Origin of the sequence: Micromonospora sp. NPDC047793 (assembly GCF_040642635.1) — a bacterium.
In the GTDB taxonomy this organism is placed as follows: Bacteria; Actinomycetota; Actinomycetes; order Mycobacteriales; family Micromonosporaceae; genus Micromonospora.
The window spans coordinates 104,956-125,211 of sequence record NZ_JBEYSG010000013.1 but is presented as its reverse complement, the minus strand read 5'-3'; the positions used below and the strand labels follow the sequence as shown (position 1 = coordinate 125,211).

16 protein-coding genes, 1 tRNA gene and 1 pseudogene are annotated in these 20,256 nt (G+C 72.5%); 5 read left to right on the top strand and 13 right to left on the bottom strand.

Features of this window, described 5'->3' with window-relative positions:
- Window positions 1–18 precede the first annotated feature (18 nt).
- Window positions 19–2,052: a DUF1800 domain-containing protein gene (locus ABZ738_RS23455; protein WP_357216317.1), complete on the bottom strand. Its 2,034-nt coding sequence runs from the start codon at window positions 2,050–2,052 to the stop codon at window positions 19–21.
- A 521-nt stretch (window positions 2,053–2,573) separates the two neighbouring features.
- Between ABZ738_RS23455 and ABZ738_RS23450 the strand changes: the two genes are divergently transcribed.
- Window positions 2,574–2,831: a DUF3040 domain-containing protein gene (locus ABZ738_RS23450; RefSeq protein ID WP_131056949.1), complete on the top strand. Its 258-nt coding sequence runs from the start codon at window positions 2,574–2,576 to the stop codon at window positions 2,829–2,831.
- A gap of 12 nt (window positions 2,832–2,843) precedes the next feature.
- Here ABZ738_RS23450 and ABZ738_RS23445 read toward each other — a convergent pair whose 3' ends face one another.
- Both ABZ738_RS23445 and ABZ738_RS23440 read right to left on the bottom strand, forming a co-directional pair.
- Window positions 2,844–3,845 carry a hypothetical protein gene (locus ABZ738_RS23445; RefSeq protein ID WP_357216314.1) on the bottom strand — a complete coding sequence of 334 codons (1,002 nt, stop codon included), beginning with the start codon at window positions 3,843–3,845 and terminating at the stop codon, window positions 2,844–2,846.
- A complete protein-coding gene (locus ABZ738_RS23440; RefSeq protein ID WP_357216311.1) occupies window positions 3,842–7,204 on the bottom strand; it encodes an SNF2-related protein in 3,363 nt (1,120 codons plus the stop codon). The genes ABZ738_RS23445 and ABZ738_RS23440 overlap by 4 nt, the downstream gene beginning before the upstream one ends.
- A gap of 115 nt (window positions 7,205–7,319) precedes the next feature.
- Between ABZ738_RS23440 and ABZ738_RS23435 the strand changes: the two genes are divergently transcribed.
- Window positions 7,320–8,189: a PfkB family carbohydrate kinase gene (locus ABZ738_RS23435; RefSeq protein ID WP_357216308.1), complete on the top strand. Its 870-nt coding sequence runs from the start codon at window positions 7,320–7,322 to the stop codon at window positions 8,187–8,189.
- Window positions 8,190–8,279: 90 nt separating this feature from the next.
- Here the strand turns inward: ABZ738_RS23435 and ABZ738_RS23430 are convergent, their stop codons facing one another.
- Entirely contained in the window at window positions 8,280–8,801 is a 522-nt protein-coding gene (locus ABZ738_RS23430; RefSeq protein WP_131055324.1) for a DinB family protein, read from the bottom strand.
- Window positions 8,802–8,913: 112 nt separating this feature from the next.
- On the opposite strand from ABZ738_RS23430, the gene ABZ738_RS23425 reads away from it, so the two are divergent.
- Window positions 8,914–9,120: a hypothetical protein gene (locus ABZ738_RS23425; RefSeq protein WP_131055323.1), complete on the top strand. Its 207-nt coding sequence runs from the start codon at window positions 8,914–8,916 to the stop codon at window positions 9,118–9,120.
- A gap of 37 nt (window positions 9,121–9,157) precedes the next feature.
- On the opposite strand, the gene ABZ738_RS23420 is transcribed toward ABZ738_RS23425, so the two are convergent.
- Together ABZ738_RS23420 and ABZ738_RS23415 are read right to left on the bottom strand one after the other, a co-directional pair.
- Window positions 9,158–10,303: a polysaccharide pyruvyl transferase family protein gene (locus ABZ738_RS23420; protein WP_131055321.1), complete on the bottom strand. Its 1,146-nt coding sequence runs from the start codon at window positions 10,301–10,303 to the stop codon at window positions 9,158–9,160.
- Between the two features lie 95 nt (window positions 10,304–10,398).
- The gene (locus ABZ738_RS23415; RefSeq protein WP_236145917.1) at window positions 10,399–10,764 is read right to left on the bottom strand and encodes a hypothetical protein; all 366 of its coding nucleotides are present in this window, start codon (window positions 10,762–10,764) and stop codon (window positions 10,399–10,401) included.
- 25 nt (window positions 10,765–10,789) lie between these two features.
- Here ABZ738_RS23415 and ABZ738_RS23410 point away from each other — a divergent pair.
- Window positions 10,790–11,098: pseudogene (locus tag ABZ738_RS23410) on the top strand (dihydrofolate reductase family protein); the annotation flags it as partial.
- 54 nt (window positions 11,099–11,152) lie between these two features.
- Here ABZ738_RS23410 and ABZ738_RS23405 read toward each other — a convergent pair.
- The 7 genes from ABZ738_RS23405 to ABZ738_RS23375 all read right to left on the bottom strand — a co-directional run bounded on the left by ABZ738_RS23405 (window position 11,153) and on the right by ABZ738_RS23375 (window position 17,276).
- Window positions 11,153–11,950, bottom strand: coding sequence for an alpha/beta hydrolase (locus ABZ738_RS23405; RefSeq protein ID WP_357216303.1), 798 nt, complete (start codon window positions 11,948–11,950; stop codon window positions 11,153–11,155).
- A 476-nt stretch (window positions 11,951–12,426) separates the two neighbouring features.
- A tRNA-Val gene (locus tag ABZ738_RS23400) sits at window positions 12,427–12,501 on the bottom strand.
- 86 nt (window positions 12,502–12,587) lie between these two features.
- Window positions 12,588–13,052, bottom strand: coding sequence for a peroxiredoxin (locus ABZ738_RS23395; RefSeq protein ID WP_131055314.1), 465 nt, complete (start codon window positions 13,050–13,052; stop codon window positions 12,588–12,590).
- Between the two features lie 59 nt (window positions 13,053–13,111).
- Entirely contained in the window at window positions 13,112–13,549 is a 438-nt protein-coding gene (locus tag ABZ738_RS23390) for a DUF3052 domain-containing protein (RefSeq protein ID WP_131055312.1), read from the bottom strand.
- A 114-nt stretch (window positions 13,550–13,663) separates the two neighbouring features.
- Window positions 13,664–16,219 (bottom strand): thiamine pyrophosphate-dependent enzyme, encoded by a 2,556-nt coding sequence (locus tag ABZ738_RS23385; protein ID WP_357216435.1) that lies wholly within the window; start codon window positions 16,217–16,219, stop codon window positions 13,664–13,666.
- Between the two features lie 66 nt (window positions 16,220–16,285).
- Window positions 16,286–16,765 carry a MarR family winged helix-turn-helix transcriptional regulator gene (locus ABZ738_RS23380; RefSeq protein WP_131056628.1) on the bottom strand — a complete coding sequence of 160 codons (480 nt, stop codon included), beginning with the start codon at window positions 16,763–16,765 and terminating at the stop codon, window positions 16,286–16,288.
- A 106-nt stretch (window positions 16,766–16,871) separates the two neighbouring features.
- Complete coding sequence (locus ABZ738_RS23375; protein ID WP_357216300.1) at window positions 16,872–17,276, bottom strand: YjbQ family protein; 405 nt, start codon at window positions 17,274–17,276, stop codon at window positions 16,872–16,874.
- Window positions 17,277–17,497: 221 nt separating this feature from the next.
- Between ABZ738_RS23375 and aceE the strand changes: the two genes are divergently transcribed.
- Complete coding sequence (gene aceE, locus ABZ738_RS23370) at window positions 17,498–20,242, top strand: pyruvate dehydrogenase (acetyl-transferring), homodimeric type (protein WP_131056632.1); 2,745 nt, start codon at window positions 17,498–17,500, stop codon at window positions 20,240–20,242.
- The last annotated feature ends 14 nt before the right edge of the window (window positions 20,243–20,256 follow it).

Genomic DNA, 20,256 nt, shown 5'->3' with positions numbered 1-20,256 from the left:
GGCTCCTCCATCGGGGCCTCAGCGGAGGTGGTGCTGGGGGGAGGCGAGGATCGCCCGCGCGACGGCGGTGATCGCCCCGTCGAAGTTCGCGTCGACCCTCGTGCCGGCGGAGACCCCGGCCACGTCGAGGATCAGCGCCCGTTCCCGGTCGGACAGCTTCTGCCGGACCAGCCGTCGGGCCAGCGCGTCCACGTACGCCCCGGCGGTGGCGGGCGGGTCGGCCACCAGCTTCTCCGGCCGGGTGTGGGTGAACACGGTGCGGTTGGCGGCGAGCAGTTCGTTCGCCTCGTTCCAGCCGTTGACCATCGTGCCCGCCGACGTCCAGGCCACGTAGACGTCCGGGTAGCCGTCCGGGGTGGGCTGACCCATCGGGTGGTGGCCCAGCTCGCGCAGCTTGTCGGAGATCTGCCGCAGACCTCGCGCGTACGGGGTGCGGCGGTTGTCGCCGTTGTCGTGGCGCGGTGCCGCGTCCGGGGAGACGCCGAGGGTGCGGTAGGTGGCGACCAGGTACTCCAGTGGGCGGCGCACCTTCTGCCCCACCGCCGCCCAGAACTCCGAGGAGCTGAAGAGCGTCATCAGCACCGGCTTGATCTGGCCCTTGTTCGCGCTGTACGTCTTGGCCAGCCGGTCCACCAGGGACTTCGGCGGGGTGTCCGAGACGAACCGGACGGCCAGGTTCTGTGCCACGTACTTCGCGGTGGACGGGTGCAACGCGATGTGGGTGAGGTACGCGTCGATCGCCGCCTCGGCCCGCTTCGGGTCCGCCGAGTCGTTGGCGTGCCGGAAACCGAGGATCTTGACCTTGCCGACGTAGTGGCGGTCGGGACGGAAGACGTACGCGCCGTCCTGGACGCCCCGGCCGGTCTGGAGCAGCGCGGCCTGGCGGACGTCGGCCTCGGTGTAGCCGCCGTCGACACCGACCGAGTACAGCTCCAGGTTCTCCCGGGCCAGGTTCTCGTTGACCGCGTCCGCCCGGGAGTCCACCTGGTTGAGATAGAGCAGCAGGGCCGGGTGCCGGTTGGCGGCCAGCAGCATCTGCGGGTAGCTGCCCAGCGCGTGCTTGCGGACCACGTCCCGGTCGAACGAGTTGCGGTACACCTCGCCGCCGTCGAACTCGGCCGCGACGTGCAGGAAGTCGTTCCAGAAGTCGACCATCACCTCGAAGAGCTGGCGGTCCGACCAGATCTGCCGGGCGACGGTGGCGTCCACCATCTCCCGCTCCGGTTGGGCGCCCCGCTCGTTGAGCTGGTCCCGCTGCTCGCGCAGTTCCTTGACGGAGAGGTTCAGGGTGGGCAGTTCGGCGAGCTTGAGTTCCGCCCGGGTCGGGGCGATCTTCTCCGGCTCCAACTGCCAGCGCACCCAGCCGTCGATGCCGCGCTGCTTGATCTCGGCGAGCACGGCGGCGGTCGGTCCGAAGGTCAGCCGGCGGGCCAGGTGCACCGCCGGGTCCTTGCTGAGCACCGTCTTGACGGTCACCTTGGTCTCCGCCGCGGCCTGCGCCGGGCCGGAGTGGACCCGACCACCCTTGGGGGCGTTCTTCTTGAGCACCTCACCGGCGCGGGAGCCCATGTAGCTCTCGTTCTGCTCGGTGTAGGTGCGGACCGTACTCGGCCGCTGCCCGCTGGGACGTGCCGGCGTACCGTCGGTCGTGGTGGTCCCGGTGGCGTCGCCGGCCACCGCTGCGCCGCCGCCGAAGAGGCCACGCACCTGCGGCGTCATCGCCAGGGCCGCGCCACCGGCGACCACGGCGGCGGTACCGCCCAGCGCCGCCAGCGCCCGACGGCGCCCGACGCGGCGACCGCCGTCGTCGTCACCGTCCAGATCGGGCGGTCCGCCCACCGGCATCGGCGGTACCCCGTGCCCGTCCGGCCCGATCCACTGCGGGCGGCCGTCGTGCGGGTAGGGCTCGACCGGGTGCGGCTGAGGTCGGGGGTACGGGGTGGCCTGGTGTGGGTGTGGTCGAGGGTGCGGGTGGGGCTGCCGGGAACGGGGGTACGGACGGGGGTCCTGTCCGCGCTCGTCGCGGCGGGGTGGCACATGCTGGTCGGCCATACACCGTTCCCGTTTCTACCCAGCGTCGCGCTCACGGCCGAGCGGGGGTGGTGAGGTGCGACGACTGCTGCCGGAGGGGGTTGCCCCGGCAAGGTAGTCAGCGGCATCTGACCCGACAAGACGGGCCGTCCCGCCCGCCCGGGGCGACTTAAGGCAACGCTCAACGCGAGCGGAGGTCGCCTACCGCACCGGTCACCCGGGTACGCACCACGCGAGCAGCACGGACGACACGAGCCGCCTACGGTAGGTGACAATCCCACCCGCCCGGTCGACGGCGGACCGGTTCGACCCCACAGGCAGATTTAAGGCGTGCGTAAGGCAGTGCTCAGGCGTCCGGTCGCGCTCCCGCCGCCGTCCGGCCCTGCTGCTGGCGCTGTCCGGCCGCGCTGGCGGCGCTGTCCGGCCGCGCTCCCGGTCGGTGCGGACGGGCGACCGGCCAAAGTAGGACCAGCAGGAGAGCGTGAGCCGTCGCCGCAGGGGTAATCCGCCGCGCCGTTGCTGAACGCGTGAGGGGAAGGCACATGCTCAGCAAAGAGGACCAGCGCCGTTTCGAGCAGATCACCCGCAATCTCCGGGAGAGCGATCCGGCGTTCTTCGCCCGGCTCGACAACCGATCCCGGATGCGACGCGGCCGGATGCTGCTGTTGATGACCATCGTGTTGTGGGCGGCCCTGCCGGCCACGACCGTACTCGCCGGCCGGCTGGCCGGGGCGGTCTACGCCGTCCTGCTGGTCGTCAACACCGCCCTGATGTGGCGGTACCGGCACCGCTGGGTCTGACCACCGGTCCGCTCACTCGCCGAGCTGCCGGTACGCCTGGCGCAGACGCTCGGCCAGACCCGGTCCGCCGATCGCCGGTGCGGGCGCGCCGAGCTGCCGCAACAGCAGGTCGGGGCGGCTCGCCAGGCTCGGTGGGCGGTCCGGCAACGGCACCGGTGGCAACCAGAACCGGTCGACCGTCTCGGCGAGCGGCGGGGCCGGCAGGTCGGTGAGGACACGTGCCGCACCGGCCGCCGGAAGAGCCACGTCGCCGCCGGACGACCGGTCGGCAGCACCGTCCGTCGACGACGGACCGGGTGCTGTCGGGTCGCCTGCTCGTGGGGCGGCGCCGGTCGCCACGGGCGGATCACCGACGTGGACGTTCGGGGTGCCGTGCACCTCGCGCCCGCTCGGTGGACTGCGCAGCTCCCGCCCGTTCGGGGTGCCGCGCAGCTCGCGTAGTCGGGCGAGCAGGTCGGACCGGCTGCGGCCCCGCCAGTGCAGCAGGGCGAACGGATCCGCGTCGAACGCCTCGGCCAGCAGATAGAACGTGGCCGCGAGGTGTTTGCAGGGCACCGCCGCGTCCGGGCAGGAGCAGTGCTGCTCGAGGTCGGTCACCGTGGCGGGGAACAGCGGTGCGCCGAGCGTGGCGAGCAGTTCCTCCAACTCGGCCGGCAGGTCACCGGCGAGCAGCCGGGCGCTGAAGAACGCCTGGGCGGCCAGCTCCGTCTCGATCCGTGTCCAGAGGTCGGCCGGGAACGGTGGCAACGCGACCCGGACCTGGTACGGCCGGGGTCGTGAACCCTGCACCACCGCGTCCACGCGTCCGGGGTGGACGTCGAGGCGTACCACCTGGCCGGCGCGCGCGTACGCCCGGCCCCGGGTCAGCCGGGTGCCGAGCGCGAACGACTCCAGCACCTCCACGAACCGCCGCGACCACCAGGACACCCCGATGGCACCCCGGGTGCTGCGGGCACGCAGCCCGCCGTCGACCCGGCGCGGCGGACCGTACTCGGCGAACCGGCCCTCGGTCACTCGGCCACCGCCCCGGCCTCCAGCGCGAACAGCTCCCGCAACTGGGTGGTGGAGAGCTCGGTGATCCACTGCTCGCCGGTGCCGACGACCGACGCGGCCAGGCCGCGCTTCTCGGCGATCAGCGCGGCGACCTTCTCCTCCACCGTGCCGGCGCAGACGAACTTACGGACCTGGACCCGGCGGCGCTGCCCGATCCGGAACGCCCGGTCGGTGGCCTGGTCCTCCACCGCCGGATTCCACCACCGGTCGACGTGCACCACGTGGTTGGCGGCGGTCAGCGTCAGTCCCGTCCCACCGGCCTTGAGGGAGAGCACGAACAGCGCGGGCCCGTCGTCGGACTGGAAGCGGGCCACCATCTCGTCCCGGTCGGCCTTGCCGACCCCGCCGTGCAGGAACAGCACCTCCCGGCCGAACCGGGCCGCCAGGTGGCCGCGCAGCATCCCGCCGAACTCGGCGTACTGGGTGAACAGCAGCGCCTTCTCCCCCGCCGCCAGGACCTCGTCGAGGATCTCCGTCAACCGGGCCAGCTTGCCGGAGCGTCCGTCCAACGGGGAACCGTCGCGCAGCAACTGCGCCGGATGGTTGCAGACCTGCTTGAGCCGGGTCATCGTGGCCAGCACCAGCCCCCGCCGCTCGATGCCCTCGGAGGACTCGATCCGGGCCAGCATGTCGTCGACCACCACCCGATAGAGCGCCGCCTGCTCGGCGGTGAGGTTGCAGACGACCTCCATCTCCAGCTTCTCCGGCAGGTCCGAGATGATCGAGGCGTCGGTCTTGAGTCGGCGCAGCACGAACGGGCCGGTGATCCGGCGCAGCCGCTCGGCGGTGTCGGCGTCGCCGTGCCGCTCGATCGGCTCGGCGAACCGCTTCCGGAAGGTCGCGGCCGGGCCGAGCAGCCCCGGATTGGCGAACTGCATGATGGACCAGAGGTCGGCCAGCCGGTTCTCCACCGGCGTACCGGTGACCGCCAGCCGGTGCCGGGCGGGCAGCAACCGCACCGCCTCGGCCTGCCGGGTGGCGGCGTTCTTGATCGCCTGCGCCTCGTCCAGCACCACCCGGTGCCAGTCCACCCCGGCCAGGTCCACCGCGTCCCGCGCCGCCACCGAGTACGTGGTGAGCACCAGGTCGGCCTCCTGCGCGGCGGCACCGACGTCGTCGCCCCGGGCCCGCTGCGCGCCGTGGTGCACGTGGACGCGCAGCTCCGGGGCGAACCGGGCGGCCTCCCGCTGCCAGTTGCCGACCAGCGACATCGGACAGACCAGCAGCGTCGGCCCGGACCCGGCCGGATCACCGGCCAGCAGCGCCAGCAACTGCACCGTCTTGCCCAGCCCCATGTCGTCGGCGAGCACCCCGCCCAGCCCGAGCGACTGGAGGAACGCCAGCCAGGCCAGCCCCCGCCGCTGGTACGGCCGCAGCGTGCCGTGGAACGACGGCGGCGGGTCCAGTGGCGTGAGCCGACGCTCCACCGACCCGGCGAGCAGGTCACCCAACGCCCCGTCGGCGGTCACCTCCAGCACCGGCAGGGCGTCCGGTTGCGTACCGTCGGCGAGCCCCAGCCGCAGCAGGTCGGCGACGGTCAGTTCGCCGGTGGACCGCAACAGGCGCAGACCGGCGGCGAGCCGCTTCGGATCCAGCTCGACCCACTGGCCGCGCAACCGCACCAGCGGCGTCTTCACCTCGGCCAGCCGGGCCAACTCCTCCTCGGTCAGCGGCTGGTCCCCGAGCGCCACCTCCCAGCGGTAGTCCACCAGGGCGTCCAACCCGACCCGGTCGGTCGGGCCGCTGACCGTGCCGGGCGCGGCCCGCGACCCGGCCCGCAGGCGGGCGCCCAGCCGCGACGCCGGGCGCTGCCACCAGGACGGCAGCAGCACCGTGAAACCGGCGGCGTGCAGCATCGGCGCGCCCTCGCGCAGGAACCGGTGCGCCCCGTCGGCGTCCAGTTCCAGCGCCTCCGGGGTGGCGGTCCGCAACGCCGTGTCCAGCTCCGGCCAGAGGCGGCTGGCCCGGCCCAGCTCGGCCAGCATCGTCTCCTGCGGATGCGCCCCGGCGACGGTGCCGCCCTCGCCGCGCCACACCTGACCGGCGTCGACGTGCAGACCCGACTCGTCGGCCGCCCGCAGACCGAACTCCACCCGCCACCTGCCCGGGTCCCCCACCGCCGCGTCCAGGTCGAGCGGCACCACCGTCACCGGGCCGGGCACCTCCTCGGTCGACGGCTCCACCAGCCGGAAGCTCGCCCGTACCGCCCCGCCCGCCGCGTCCCGCTGCCAGGCGTCCAGCTCGGACCGGAGAACGTCCAGCGCCGCCGCGTCGGCCGTGAACTCGCGGTGCGGCCCGGTCAGCGCGCCGAGCCAGGACGCCACCGCCGCGCCGGGGCGTACGCCTCGGGCCAGTGCGGTCTCCGGCAGGGCCGCGCGCACCGCCGCATCGGTCAGCACATCCAGCGCGTCCCCCACCACCCCACCCGGATGTAAGGAAGGGCCCCCTGATAACGCCTCCGGTAGAGCAGGGGACCCCTCTTCACTTCCACGCCGGGTGGTGCGCGCCGATCCGCCCGGCCGACGTGCGGGGCGACGGACGGCGCTGCCGGGCGCCGGAAGGGCGGGCAGGTCCGCCTCGACCACCGCGCGGGCGACCGGTGGCAGCGCCAACGCCAACGACCGCGCCCAGGCCGCGTCGGTACCGGTCAGCAGCGGACGCCACACCGCACGCGCGGGTACGCCGTCCTCCGGTCGCCCGCCACCGACCGCCGTCGACCCGGTCCGGGCGGTGGACCGTCGTCGGGTCTGCTGGGGCTGGTCGGGCTGGTCGGGCTGGTGGGCTTGCCGGTGCTGGTGCGGCATCCGGTGGGCCTGGCTGTTCGGGTGGAGGGCCTGCGGGGCGGCGGACGTCGGGGCGGCGAGGCCGGGCAGGACCCGGCCCCGACCGGCCAGGTCGACGGCGAAGGCGGCCACCTCGGCCAGGTGTCGCAGGGCGGCACCCGGTACGGCGGACACGCGGTCGATGCCGCGCAGCAGCGCCAGCGTGGCGTCCGGGCCGTACGCGAGGACCGGCACCCGCCATCCGGCCAGGGCGACCCGGCCCCGGGGCGGCGCCACGACGGTGGTCCGGACCAGTTCCGGCGAGTCCATCGGCGAGCCGCCCCGGGTGGGCAGGCTCAACAGCACCGTGCCGAGGTCGGCCGGCTCGGCGGCCTCGCCCATGACGGTGGTCAACGCGGCGTGGTCGGCGGCGAACGGGTGCGGCCGGTCGCGGGGTGCCCGCCCCGGTCGGCGCGGCGCCTCCGGCTCTCGGGTGCTGTCCTCGGCCCAGACGGCGAAGCCGCGACCGGGCAGCCACACCCCGTGCACGACCAGCACGCACGCCCCCTCGCCGAGTAAGGAGGGGTCCCCTGCTAACGCCTCCGGTAGAGCAAGGGTCCCCTGCTAACAACCGGGACAGCTTAGGCGCCACCCGACGTCTACCGTCGACGCCATGTACGACCTTCTGGTGATCGGTGGACTCGGTGTCGACGTACGGGTGCGGGTGCCCGGATTGCCGCTGCCGGTGGTCGACTCGGTCACCGTCGACCCGATCGACCTGCGGATCGGCAACACGGGTGCCGGGGTGCTGCTCGCCGCCCACGCGCTCGGGCTGCGGGTGGCGGTGATCGACACGATCGGTGCCGACCCGGCCGGGGACGTGGTGCGCGCCGCGCTGGCCCGGACCGGCGTACACGCCACGCTGGCCGAGGACCCCGCCGGCACCCGCCGCTCGGTGAACCTGGTCGACCCCGCCGGACACCGGATGGCGCTGTACGACCCCCGCGACTCGGACGGTCCCGCGCCCTTCCCGACCGAGCGGGTGGCGGCGCTGGTCGAGGACGCCACCCACGTCCACCTGTCGATCATGGGTTGGGTCCGGGACCTGCTGCCCGACCTCGCCGGTGTACTCGCCGAGGGGGTGAGCAGCTCCACCGACCTGCACGACTGGGACGGGCGCAACCCCTATCACCGGCCCTTCGCCGAGATCGCCGAGCTGGTCCTGGTCAGCGGCGCGGCGCTGGGCGACCGGGCGGCGACGACAGCCGCCACGTTCGCGCCGGGCCCGGTGCTGGTGACGCGGGGCGCGGACGGCGCGGAGCTGCACCTCGGCGGCCGCGTGCACCGGGTGCCGGCCGCAGTGCCGCCCGGCCCGGTGGTCGACACCAACGGCGCCGGGGACGCCTTCGCCGCCGGGGTCGTCGCGGCCCGCTCACGCGGCGCGACCTGGGCAGAGGCCGCCGGGTACGCGGCCGGGGTGGCCGCCGCCGCCTGCACCCACGACGGCATGGAGTACCCGCCGGGGCTGCTTCCCCTCCCCTGACGACCGCCCCTCGGCGCTCGTCAACGTGCGCCGGTCAACGTGCGCCCGTCAACGTGCGCCCGTTCGAGAACGCCGGTATGAGAACGCCGGTCAGAGTGCGCCGGTGGTGCCGTCGGTGAGTTCCCGGAGGATGTCGGCGTGCCCGACGTGCCGGGCGGTCTCCTCGATCATGTGCACCAGGATCCAGCGCAGCGACACCTCACCGAGCTGCGGTTGCGGCACCACGTGGTCCAGGTCGAAGCGGGCGGCGATCTCCCGCGACCGGTCACAGGTCCGCTCGTAGTCGGCGGCCAGGCTCTCCACCGTGTCGCCCTCGTCCAGGGTGAAGCTGGCCAGCGCCGCCTCCTCCGAGGTGGGGAACACCTCGCCCGGCGCCGGGTCGAGCAGGATGTGGAACCAGTTGCGTTCGATCTCGGTGAGGTGTCTGACCAGCCCGGCGATCGTGGTGGCCGAGGGCAGCAGCCGACGGGCCGCGTCGGGGTCGGAGAGGCCCCGCAGCTTGCGCAGCAGCACCGCCCGGTGGAAGTCGAGGAACGATTCGAGGACGTCCCGTTCGCCGGCCACCCGATTGACGACCGGACCGAGCGTCGGGTCTATCGCGATCTCCGCCATGAGGGGAGATTAGTCCCGTTCCGACCCGCCGACTGTCCCGCACGCCCCGGGCTGTCCGCTGCGCGGGCGGCTATCCGCTGCGCGGCGACGGCGGGCGGGGCAGGATGGGCGCATGGCATCCTCGGTTGAGATCCCGCTGGTAGGTGGCGAGGCGGACGGACAGCAGGTCACCGTCGAGCTGGACCCCAACGGCCGTCCCCCGCTGACCCACCACCACCTGGGCTCGGCCGGCCTGGCCGGAGCGGACATCTACGAACTGGAGTCGGTCGACGCCAAGAGTCAGCAGTGGCGCTACTGCTGGCGAGGCCCGGCCGTCTGACCCACCCGGCACACGACGCGGCCCGCCCACCGGACGGTCAGGCGCCGACCTCGACCAGGGACCGGGCGCGCAGGCTCTCCAGCACCGCCCGGGTGACCCGCGAGGTGCCCCGGGCCTCCTCACAGACCTGGGCGACCCGCTGCGCGGTGGTCTCCCGCCGCTGGTCACGTTCGTCCCAGAGCTGGTCGACCTCGGCCAGCAGCGGTCCCTCCACCTCCCGCTCCACGCCGCGCAGCGCCGGCACCCCGAGTCGCTGGGCCAGGTCGAAGACCTTTCCGGCGTACGGCAGGGGCAGGAACGGCGTACCCATCATCGCGGCGAAGATCAGGAAGTGCAGTCGCATGCCGACGGCGAGGTCGAAGTGGCGCATCAGCCCGAGGACCTGTTGCGGCGAGTAGGTGCCGTGCAGGATGCGTCCACGTTCGGCGGCGGTCATGTGCGAGAGCACCCCGTGCGAGTGCCGGATGTCGTCGCGCTCCATCGGGACGAAGAGCACGTGCGCGTCGATCCGGTGCACCAGGAAGTCGCCGATCTGGGCCAGCAGCCGGTGGTACCCGTCGACGTCGAGCCGTTCGGCCGCGCGGCCGGGCTCCCGTACGCTCATCCCGACCAGCCGCTTGCCCGCCGGCACGCCCTCCTCGCGCAGCAGTGCCGCCGGGAAGTCCTCCGGTTCCAGCAGGAACGCCGGGTCGGCGGTGACCGTGATCGGGTTGAGCAGGCCGGCCTCCTCCAGCACCATCCGCGACTCCTGGTCGCGGACGGTGACCTGGGTGGCGCCGGCCAGCGTCTCCCGGACCATGCCGGTGTCCACCATCTCGCTGAGCGGGCCCACCCCCACCGCGTACGTCAGCAGTGGCAGGCCGCGTTCCTGGGCGACCCGCACCACGCGGAGGTAGCGGCGGGCCTCCTTGTCGTAGAGGATGCCGCCGCCGCCCAGGATCAGCAGGTCGAGCTGGGAGAGCACGAGGGCGGAGTCGGTCCGGCTGACCCCCTCCCACGGCACCGCCTCGACATCCGGATGCGCCAACGCGGTGTGCGCCGGGTTCCGTGAGAAGACGATGATCCGGGCGTTCGGCTCCTGTTCGCGCAGGTCGGCCAGCAGGCCGGTGAGGATGGCCTCGTCACCGAGGTTGCGCCCACCGTACGAGCCGAGCACACCGATGGTCAGTCCGGCACGCGTCATCCGTCGCTCCTCCCCAGGTGCGTCCGCATCGACGTCTTCCCGCTGCGCCGACGAACAGTCCTCGCGTACCCGGGGCGTCCGGTGGCGGTCGGCGGTCAGGAGGGCTCGGCGGTCAACCGGGACACCAGGGCGACGACCACGTCGTCGGGGTCGAACCCGGCGTCGATCGAGGGGGTGAGCAGGTCGAGCAGGAGCCCGTCCACGGCGTAGCGCAGCAGGGTCACCTCGAACGCGCCACCGGGCAGGCCGGCGGCCAGTTGGTGCGCGACGTCGTCGCGGTAGCCCCGGCGCAGGGTCGCACCGAGGATCCGGGCCAGGTCGGGACGGCGGGTCGCCTCCAGGCGCAGCTCGATCAGGGCGCGGGTGAGTTCCGGCTGCCGGGTGGTCCGTTCGACGATGTACCGGACGTAGTCGGTGAGCAGGGCCGTGGAGGGTTCCCGGGCGGCCAGTCCGGCCAGCACCGTCTCGTCGGGGGCGAACCGCTCGAAGCAGTACGTCTTCGCCCGCTCGCTGCCGCCGTCCGACGACCCGGCGGTGGAGATCGTCTCCGGTGACCCGGTCGCCTTCGTCCGCGACCTCAAGCAACGGTCCGGCGGCGACATCTGGCTCTGCGGCGGCGGCCAGCTCGCCGGCCAACTGCTGCCGGAGGTGGACGAACTGGTGGTCAAGGTCAATCCGATCGTCGTCGGCAGCGGCATCCCGCTCGCCGACCGCTCGTTCGACCTGCAGCACTTCAGCCTGGTCGACGCCACCCCCATCGGCGCGGGCGTGATCATGCTGCACTACACGCGGTGAAGGACGTGCCGGATGGACCGGCACGGTGCCGGCGGCGCGATCAGGCTGAAGTACTCAGACCGGGGTGTTCAGGGTGTGGGTGAGGAAGGGGAGGACCACCGCCGGCAGGGCGGGCGAGTCCACGATGTCGTAGTGGGTGAGCCCGGGCAGGACCGCCAGGCGGGCGTCCGGCCGGTCGGCACCGTCCCAACCGGCGTCCCGGTGTCCGCCGCCGAGCAGGCCGAAGAACTCGACCATGTGCGCGGGACGGATCGAGTCGGCGTCGGCGAAGACCAGCAGGGTGGGGGTGGTCAGCGCGGCCACCTCCGCCGACCAGTCGTACTCGCGGCGCAACAGCTCGCCGGTCCTGGCCCAGAGCTTCGGCCAGTCGTCGGGGCGGGGCGCGACCTGTCGATAGAGCTCGTACGCCGGGATGCCCGTCATCCGCTCGCCGGCCGCCTCGTCGGGCTCCGGCATCCCGGCGAGCACCTCGGGGAACCAGCCCTGACGTCGGCACGGCGCGGAGACCACCACCAGTCGGCGAAGCAGGTGCCGGTGCTGGACCGCCAGCCGCAGGCCGACCCCGCCTCCGAGGGAGAAGCCCAGCACGTCGACCGGACCCAGACCCAGGTGACCAATGAACGCGGCCACGTCGTCGGCCATCGACTCGTACCGCATCGGACGGTCGACGTCGGCGGTGCGTCCGTGACCCGGCAGGTCGACACTGATCACCTGGCGGCGCTGCGCCAGCGCGGGCCGGATCGCGGCGAAGGTCTCGACCGCGCCGAACCCGCCGTGCAGCAGCACCAGCGGCCGACCGGAGCCGTGTGTCTCGTACCAGAACCGCACGTCGGCGACCTCGGCGTAGCCCACTCGCGCCCCTCCCCGTCCGCGTCGGCACCGACCCGACGACGACGGTACGCGGCACCCGTCCGGCTCGGCTCCGTTTGCCGGAGACCGCACCCCCATCGTCACGCGCGGCCCACGAAAGACGCGCCCGTGTCCGCATCCGGGCTGCCGTACGGCGGGCGCTCGGCTGATGCTCGGGACCTGACCGACAGCACGTCGGGCCCTTTCGAGCTGAAAGCGTCCACGGATCGCGGTGAGCGGCCCCGGCCTCCGGCGCTCCGTGCCGAGGATCTGCGATAGCGCAAACGGTTCAGCTCGAAAGGCGCCGAAGTAGGAACCAAGAAGGTCGCCGCCGACGCGCATTTTCGCACCCGAACCGCACGTCGGCGACCTCGACGTATCCCACGGCGACGTCACCGCCACGACCGCCGATGCAGAGACGGCCCGGAGAACGATGCGGAGACGGCCCGGAGAACTGATCTCCGGGCCGTTGTTCGATCTGGTGGGCGCGGCAGGTTTCGAACCTGCGACCCCTCGCTTGTAAGGCGAGTGCTCTCCCGCTGAGCTACGCGCCCGGAACGCCGTACGGCGAGCCGGCGGTTGGCAAGCCTACCCTGCCGCCCACCGGCCCTACCGGACGGTTACCACCGTTCGGGACGGGTCAGGCGCCGGCCTCGGCCAGGGCCTTGCGCCACCCGTGCTGGTCACGCGGTTCGCCCGGCATGTTCATCTCGGCGAACCGGACCACGCCGTTCTTGTCGATGACGAAGGTGCCCCGGTTGGCGATGCCGGCGACCTCGTTGAAGACGCCGTACGCCTGGGCGACGGCACCGTGCGGCCAGAAGTCCGACAGCAGCGGGAACTGGAAGCCCTCGCGGTCCGCCCAGACCTTGTGGGCGTACACCGAGTCGACGCTGACGGTGAGTACCTGGACGTCGTCGCTGACGTACTCGTCGAGGTTGTCCCGCACCTCGCACAGCTCGCCCTGGCAGATGCCGGTGAAGGCCAGCGGGTAGAAGACCAGCAGGACGGAGCGCCGGCCACGGAAGTCGGCGAGCCGGACCTCCTGGTTGTTCTGGTCCTTCAGCACGAAGTCCGGCGCCTCGGCGCCAACCTCGATCGGCATGCGAGCTCCTTCGGGAGTCAGGTCGGGTCGGCCTCAGCCTGTCACACCGCTGAGCAGGGTCACTTCTTGCCCTTGGCACCTCGGCGCAGCACGAGACGGGCCCCGCTCCAGTCCTTGCCGGCGTTGATGGTGGAGGTCTGTTGGAGGCCTGCGGTGGGTGCGGACTCGGAGACCTCACTCGGTTCCACGTGCCCGTCACGGCCGGCCTTGGGCGTCAACAGCCACACGACCCCGTTGTCGGCCAGGGGGCCGAGGGCGTCCACGAGAAGTTCGAAAAGATCACCGTCGCCGTCCCGGTACCACACCAGCACCGCGTCGACCACCTCATCGGTGTCCTCGTCGACCAGGTCACCACAACGGTCGGTCAGGGCGTCCCGGAGATCGGAGTCGACGTCCTCGTCGTACCCCATCTCCATGACGACCATCCCCGGCTCGATGCCGAACCGGTCCGCCAGGCTGCGTACCCCGTCGGCAGCCTGACCAGCGGTCGCGCTCACTGTCGCGTGCCTCCTCATCTCGTGGCGAGTTCGCGGCGTCCCCTCGAACGCCGTCAGGCAAAGTCCACACAGTTGTGCCCTCCGGCGCAAGTGGCGCACCGGGTGGAACGAAATTTACCGTGCCAGCAGCGTACGGGCACCCTGGGTGATGGCCTCCTCGGACACCAGGACCTGACGGGCAGCCGGACCTAACGGCACAAATGAGTCAACTGCGGCCACTCGTCGTGCCGCACCGACATAACCGGCGTCCACCAGCGCGGCGATCACTCCCTCACCCACCCCGCCGGAGCGTCGGGTCTCGTCCACCACCAGCACCCGGCCGGTCGCGGTGGCCTCCCGGATGAGATCGGCCACAGGTAGCGGGGCCAGCCAACGCAGGTCCACCACGCGGGTGCCGACGCCCTCGTCGGCAAGCGCCGACGCGGCCCGCAGCGACATCCGGACGCCGTTACCGAACGTGATGATCGTGACGTCCTCGGCCGAGCCGACGCCGTACACGCGGGCCCGCCCGACCGGCACGTGTGCGCCCGCCCAGGCGCCCGGCTCGGCGTACCCGGCCAGCCACTCCCCGTCGCCGTCGGTGTAGAGGTCGCGCGTGTGGTAGAGCCCGATCGGCTCCAGGAACACACAGACGCTGCCGTCCACCGCCGCGCTCGCCAGGCAGGTCCGTAGCATCGCCGCCGCGTCGTCCGGTCGCGCGGGTACGGCGATCACCAGCCCGGGTACGTCCCGCAGCACCGCCACCGAGTTGTCGTTGTGGAAGTGCCCGCCGAAGCCCTCCTGGTACGCCAACCCGGCCACCCGCACCACCATCGGGTTCCGCATCGCGCCCTGCGAGAAGAACCCCATGGTGGCCGCTTCGCCGCGCAACTGGTCCTCGGCGTTGTGCAGGTACGCCAGGTACTGGATCTCCGGCACCGGCAGCATCCCGGCCAGCCCGGCACCGAGCCCCAGGCCGAGGATCGAGGTCTCGTCGAGCAGGGTGTCGAAGACCCGGGCGACACCGAACCGGTCCCGCAGTCCCTTGGTGACCCCGTACACCCCACCCTTGGCGGCGACGTCCTCGCCGAAGACGGCCATCTGCGGATGGTCGAGCAGCCCGTCGGTGAGCGCGGCGTTGATGCTCTGCGCCAGCGTCAGCGGGCCGACCAGCTCCGGCGGCTTGCCGCCGAACGCCTCGACCCGTGCGCCCGCGTCCGGCCCGGCCGCCCGGTCGCCCGCCTCGGCCACCGCACGGGCCACCCGCAACGGTCGGCGGGGCGCCAGCGGGGCGACCACCTCGGCCGGGCTGGACAGCTTCGGCTCGTCGAGCACCCCCTCGGCCAGCCGGCGGACCCGCCAGCCGATCTCGTCGTAGCGCTCCAGCAACTCCGCACCGCTGGCCAGGCCCGCCTCGACCAACCGTCGCGCGGTGGCCACCACCGGATCCCGATCCAGGTCGGCCCGGATCTCCCCGGCCGACCGGTACGCGCTCTCGGCGTCCGCGCCCGCGTGCCCCATCAACCGCACCGTGGTGAGGTGGAGTACGGCCGGGCGCCGGTGGCGGCGGACCCAGGCCGCCGCCTCGACCGCCACCTCGTACGTCTCGACCAGGTCGGTGCCGTCGACGGCGAAGTACCGCACCCCCGGCTTCGACCGCAGCGCCGTCGTCACCCAGCCCTGCGGGGACCGGAGGCTCAGGCCCAGGCCGTTGTCCTCGCACACGAACAGCACCGGGATGCGCAGACCGGTGTGGTCGTACCAGCCGGCGGTGTTGAAGGCGGCGGTGGCGCTGGCGTGGTTGATCGAGGCGTCCCCGAACGAGCAGACCACGATCGCGTCCGGTGCCCACGTCGTCGCGACGGGCGTCTCGCCCGGCCAGGTCGGCTCCGGTCGCGTGTCCAGCCGGCGCAGCCGCTCCACCGCGAGGCCCATGCCCACCGCCCGGGGCAGGTGCGAGGCGATCGTGGAGGTGGTCGGCACCACGGCGAGGTCGGCCCGACCGAAGACCTTGTGCCGGCCTCCGGCGATCGGCTCCTCGCGCGAGGCCACCATGCCCCGCAGCACGTCCCGGGCCGCGTCCGCGTACACCGGGTCGACCGCCCGCCGCTCGTCGCCCGCGGCCTCCGCTTTCCCGGCCGGGCGCTCGTCGTCGTCCAGCGGATCAGCGGCCCGGGGGCCCTCCTCGGCGTGCCCGACCCTGCCGACCGGCGGCGCGTCCTCGGCCGGGTCGAGGTCGACCTCCGTCGCCTGCCCGGCGGGCGCGGTCGTGTCGGTGCTGGGGCCGCCGTGGTCGCCGGCCGGCTCCGCGTCGGGGTCCCGGCCGGTGTCGGGCTCCCCGCTGCGGGCGGCCTGAGCGGCCCGCACGCAGTAGAACGCGCCGGAGCGGTAGTGCAGCAGGGCCGGGTCGGTGGGGCGTAGCGCCGCGGCGACCCCGGCGTTGCCCTCGTGCCCGGCCGAACCGATCGTGTAGTAGCCCTCGCCGAAGCCGCGGAGCCAGCGTCCGGCGAGGTCGAGTTGGCGGCTGGTGACCTGTGCGTCGAAGAGGTCCAACAGCTCTGCGCCGGTCAGCGTGGCACCGTCGGCCACCGGCTGTGCCGGGTCGGCGCGGCGCCCCGGCGCGGCGAGGGCGGCCAGGGCCTCCCGGAACCGGTCGTCGAGATCCTGCGGGGTGGTCACGTCCGACAGCATTACCGACCGAGGCACGCCTCGCCCACCTGAGCACGTTTCACGCACCTGGGACGGCGCGGCGCCCGACTACGTCCCGAGCCGCTCCGGGCAACCGCCGTCGGAGACCTTCCAGACGAGTTCGCCGAGCGCCGCCAACTCCTCCGTGCTGAGTCCGGCCAGCAGTCGTGAGTCGGACAGCACCCCGTGGACCCGGTCCCGCATCCGCCGGCCCGCCTCGGTCACCACCAGGGTCCGCTGCCGCCGGTCGTCCGGGTCGGCACGACGCTCCACCAGCCCGGCCCGCTCCAGCTTGTCGACCAGCGCGGTCACGTTGGACCGGTCGCAGCGCAACTGCCCGGCCAGCTCACGGGCGGGCAGCGGGTGGTCCGGGTCCAGTTCGTAGAGCGCGCGGGCGACCGCCGGGGTCAGCCCCAGTGCGGCGATCTCGCTGTCCTGGTGGTGCCGAAGGGCGGCGGCCACGTGCATGATCCGCCGGACCGTGTCGCCGGCCACCCGGGACCGGTCGGCCCCACCCGGGCCGACCAGGGTGGCGGGTGGTCGCGGCATGGTCGACATTCTACGATCCGGCCACGTTCGGGCAGTTCCGCCGTTACGTCGGCGGCACGCCGCCGGGACGGTCGCCTCGCGGTGGCCGGCCGGGCGGGTGTGGTGGTCAGCCGGGCAGGAAGGAGAAGCGGACCTGCCGGCTGGAGTTGTCCCCGTTGGTGTCGATCAGGCAGACCGACTGCCAGGTACCCAGGGCGAGCCGGCCGCCGAGCACGGGCAGCGTCGCGTACGGGGCGACGAAGGCGGGCAGCACGTGGTCGCGGCCGTGTCCGGGCGAACCGTGCCGGTGCTGCCAGCGGTCGTCGGTGGGCAGCAGCGCGTCCAGCGCGGTGAGCAGGTCGTCGTCGGAGCCGGCGCCGGTCTCGATGATGGCCACCCCGGCGGTGGCGTGCGGCACGAACACGTGCAGCAGCCCGTCGCCCTGCCCGGCGAGGAACTGCTCGGCCTCGGCGGTGATGTCCCGGACGGTCGGCCGGGAACCGGTCCGGATGCTGATCACCTCACTACGCATACCCCCCATTCTGCCCGGTTACGAAACCTTGTACCGGCGCGCTCGGCGGCGTTTCCTGGCAAGATCGTCTACTACCCGTCCGGGCCTGCGCGGCGACGCGAAGTTACTGTTCGGTACGTGTGTCGCGCGTCGCCCTTGGGCCGGGTGGACGTGACGGCGAGTGCCGCGACGGGGCAGGATGGCGCTAGAGACCTATCCCACACACAACCGAGGGAACGCCTGTGGCTACGGAACGCAAGCGCCCGGTGATCACGGCCGGACTGCCGAGCCAGCTTCCGGATACCGACCCTGAAGAGACCAGCGAATGGGTCGAGTCGCTCGACGGTGTCATCGATGATCGTGGCACCAAGCGGGCGCGATACGTGATGCTGCGCCTGTTGGAGCGCGCCCGTGAGCGCCAGGTCGGCGTACCGTCGCTGACCACCACCGACTACCTCAACACGATCCCGCCGGAGCGCGAACCCTGGTTCCCGGGTGACGAGCACATCGAGCGCCGGATCCGGGCGTACGTGCGGTGGAACGCGGCGATGCTGGTGCACCGTGCGCAGCGTCCCGAGATCGGCGTCGGCGGACACATCTCCACCTTCGCCAGCTCGGCCTCGCTCTACGAGGTGGGCTTCAACCACTTCTTCCGGGGCAAGAACCACCCGGGTGGCGGCGATCACATCTTCTACCAGGGGCACGCCTCCCCCGGTATGTACGCCCGGGCGTTCCTGGAGGGTCGGCTCAGCGAGAACCAGCTCGACGGCTTCCGGCAGGAGCTGTCGCACCCCGGCGGCGGGCTCCCGTCGTACCCGCACCCCCGGCTGATGCCGGACTTCTGGGAGTTCCCCACCGTCTCGATGGGGCTGGGCGGGCTGAACGCCATCTACCAGGCCCGGTTCAACCGCTACCTCCAGCACCGGGGCATCAAGGACACCTCCGACCAGAACGTCTGGGCCTTCCTCGGCGACGGCGAGATGGACGAGCCGGAGACCCTGGGCGCGATCGGCGTGGCCGCCCGGGAGGAGCTGGACAACCTCACCTTCGTGATCAACTGCAACCTCCAGCGCCTGGACGGTCCGGTCCGCGGCAACGGCAAGGTGATGCAGGAGCTGGAGGCGTTCTTCCGGGGCGCCGGTTGGAACGTCATCAAGGTGGTCTGGGGCCGGGAGTGGGACCCGCTGCTCGCCGCCGACACCGACGGCGCGCTGGTCAACCTGATGAACACCACTCCGGACGGCGACTACCAGACCTACAAGGCGGAGTCCGGGGCGTACGTCCGGGAGCACTTCTTCGGTCGGGACGCGCGGACCCGCAAGATGGTCGACGGCCTGAGCGACGACGAGATCTGGAACCTCAAGCGCGGCGGGCACGACTACCGCAAGCTCTACGCGGCCTACAAGGCGGCGACGGAGCACACCGGGCAGCCGACGGTGATCCTGGCCAAGACGATCAAGGGCTGGACGCTCGGCCAGCACTTCGAGGGCCGCAACGCCACGCACCAGATGAAGAAGCTGACGCTGGACGACCTGAAGACGTTCCGCGACCGGCTCTACCTGGACATCCCGGACTCGGCGCTGGAGGACAACCCGTACCTGCCGCCGTACTACCGGCCGGACGAGAAGTCCGACGAGATGCAGTACCTGCACGAGCGGCGCAAGAACCTCGGCGGCTACCTGCCGAGCCGGCGGACCGAGGCCAAGCCCCTGGCCATCCCCGGCAGCGAGCGCTTCGCCGACGTCAAGCGGGGCTCGGGCAAGCAGAAGGTGGCCACCACGATGGCCTTCGTCCGGCTGCTCAAGGACCTGATGAAGGACAAGCAGTTCGGCAGGCGCTGGGTGCCGATCATCCCGGACGAGGCACGGACCTTCGGCCTGGACTCGATCTTCCCGACCGCCAAGATCTATTCGCCGCACGGTCAGCGGTACACCTCGGTCGACCGGGAGCTGTTCCTGTCGTACAAGGAGTCGACCGCCGGTCAGATCCTGCACGAGGGCATCAACGAGGCCGGCTCGGTCGCCTCGTTCACCGCCGCCGGTTCGTCGTACGCCACGCACGACGAACCGATGATCCCGATGTACATCTTCTACTCGATGTTCGGGTTCCAGCGCACCGGTGACGGCTTCTGGGCGGCGGCCGACCAGATGGCCCGTGGTTTCGTGCTCGGCGCCACCGCCGGTCGCACCACGCTCAACGGCGAGGGCCTCCAGCACGAGGACGGCCACTCGCTGCTGCTCGCGGCCACGAACCCGGCCGTCGTCGCGTACGACCCGGCGTTCGCGTTCGAGATCGCGCACATCGTGGAGAACGGCCTGCACCGGATGTACGGCGAGGAGCAGGAGAACGTCTTCTACTACCTCACCATCTACAACGAGCCGATCCACCAGCCGGCCGAGCCGGAGGGCGTCGACGCCGAGGGCATCGTCAAGGGCATCTACCGGTACGCGGCGGCCCCGTCGGTGGAGGGTGACGCCCCCCGGGCGAACGTGCTCGCCTCCGGCACCGGCATGCAGTGGGCGCTCAAGGCGCAGCAGCTGCTCGCCCAGGACTGGGGGGTGGCCGCCGACGTCTGGTCGGTGACCTCCTGGACCGAGCTGCGGCGGGACGCGGTCGAGTGTGAGGCGTACAACCTCCTGCACCCGGGCGCGGAGCAGCGGGTGCCGTACATCCAGCAGAAGCTGGCCGACGCCGACGGGCCGAAGGTCGCGGTCAGCGACTGGATGCGCGCGGTGCCGGACCTGATCTCCCGCTGGGTGCCCGGTGACTGGACCTCCCTGGGCACCGACGGATTCGGTCTGTCGGACACCCGGCACGCGCTGCGCCGGCACTTCCGCGTCGACGCCGAGTCGATCGCGGTCGCCACGCTGCGGCAGCTCGCGCTGCGCGGCGTCGTACCGGCTCACGTACCGGCCGAGGCGGCCAAGAAGTACGCCATCGACGACGTGAACGCCGCCCCGGTCGGCGAGACCGGTGGCGACAGCTAGTACCGCACGCACTG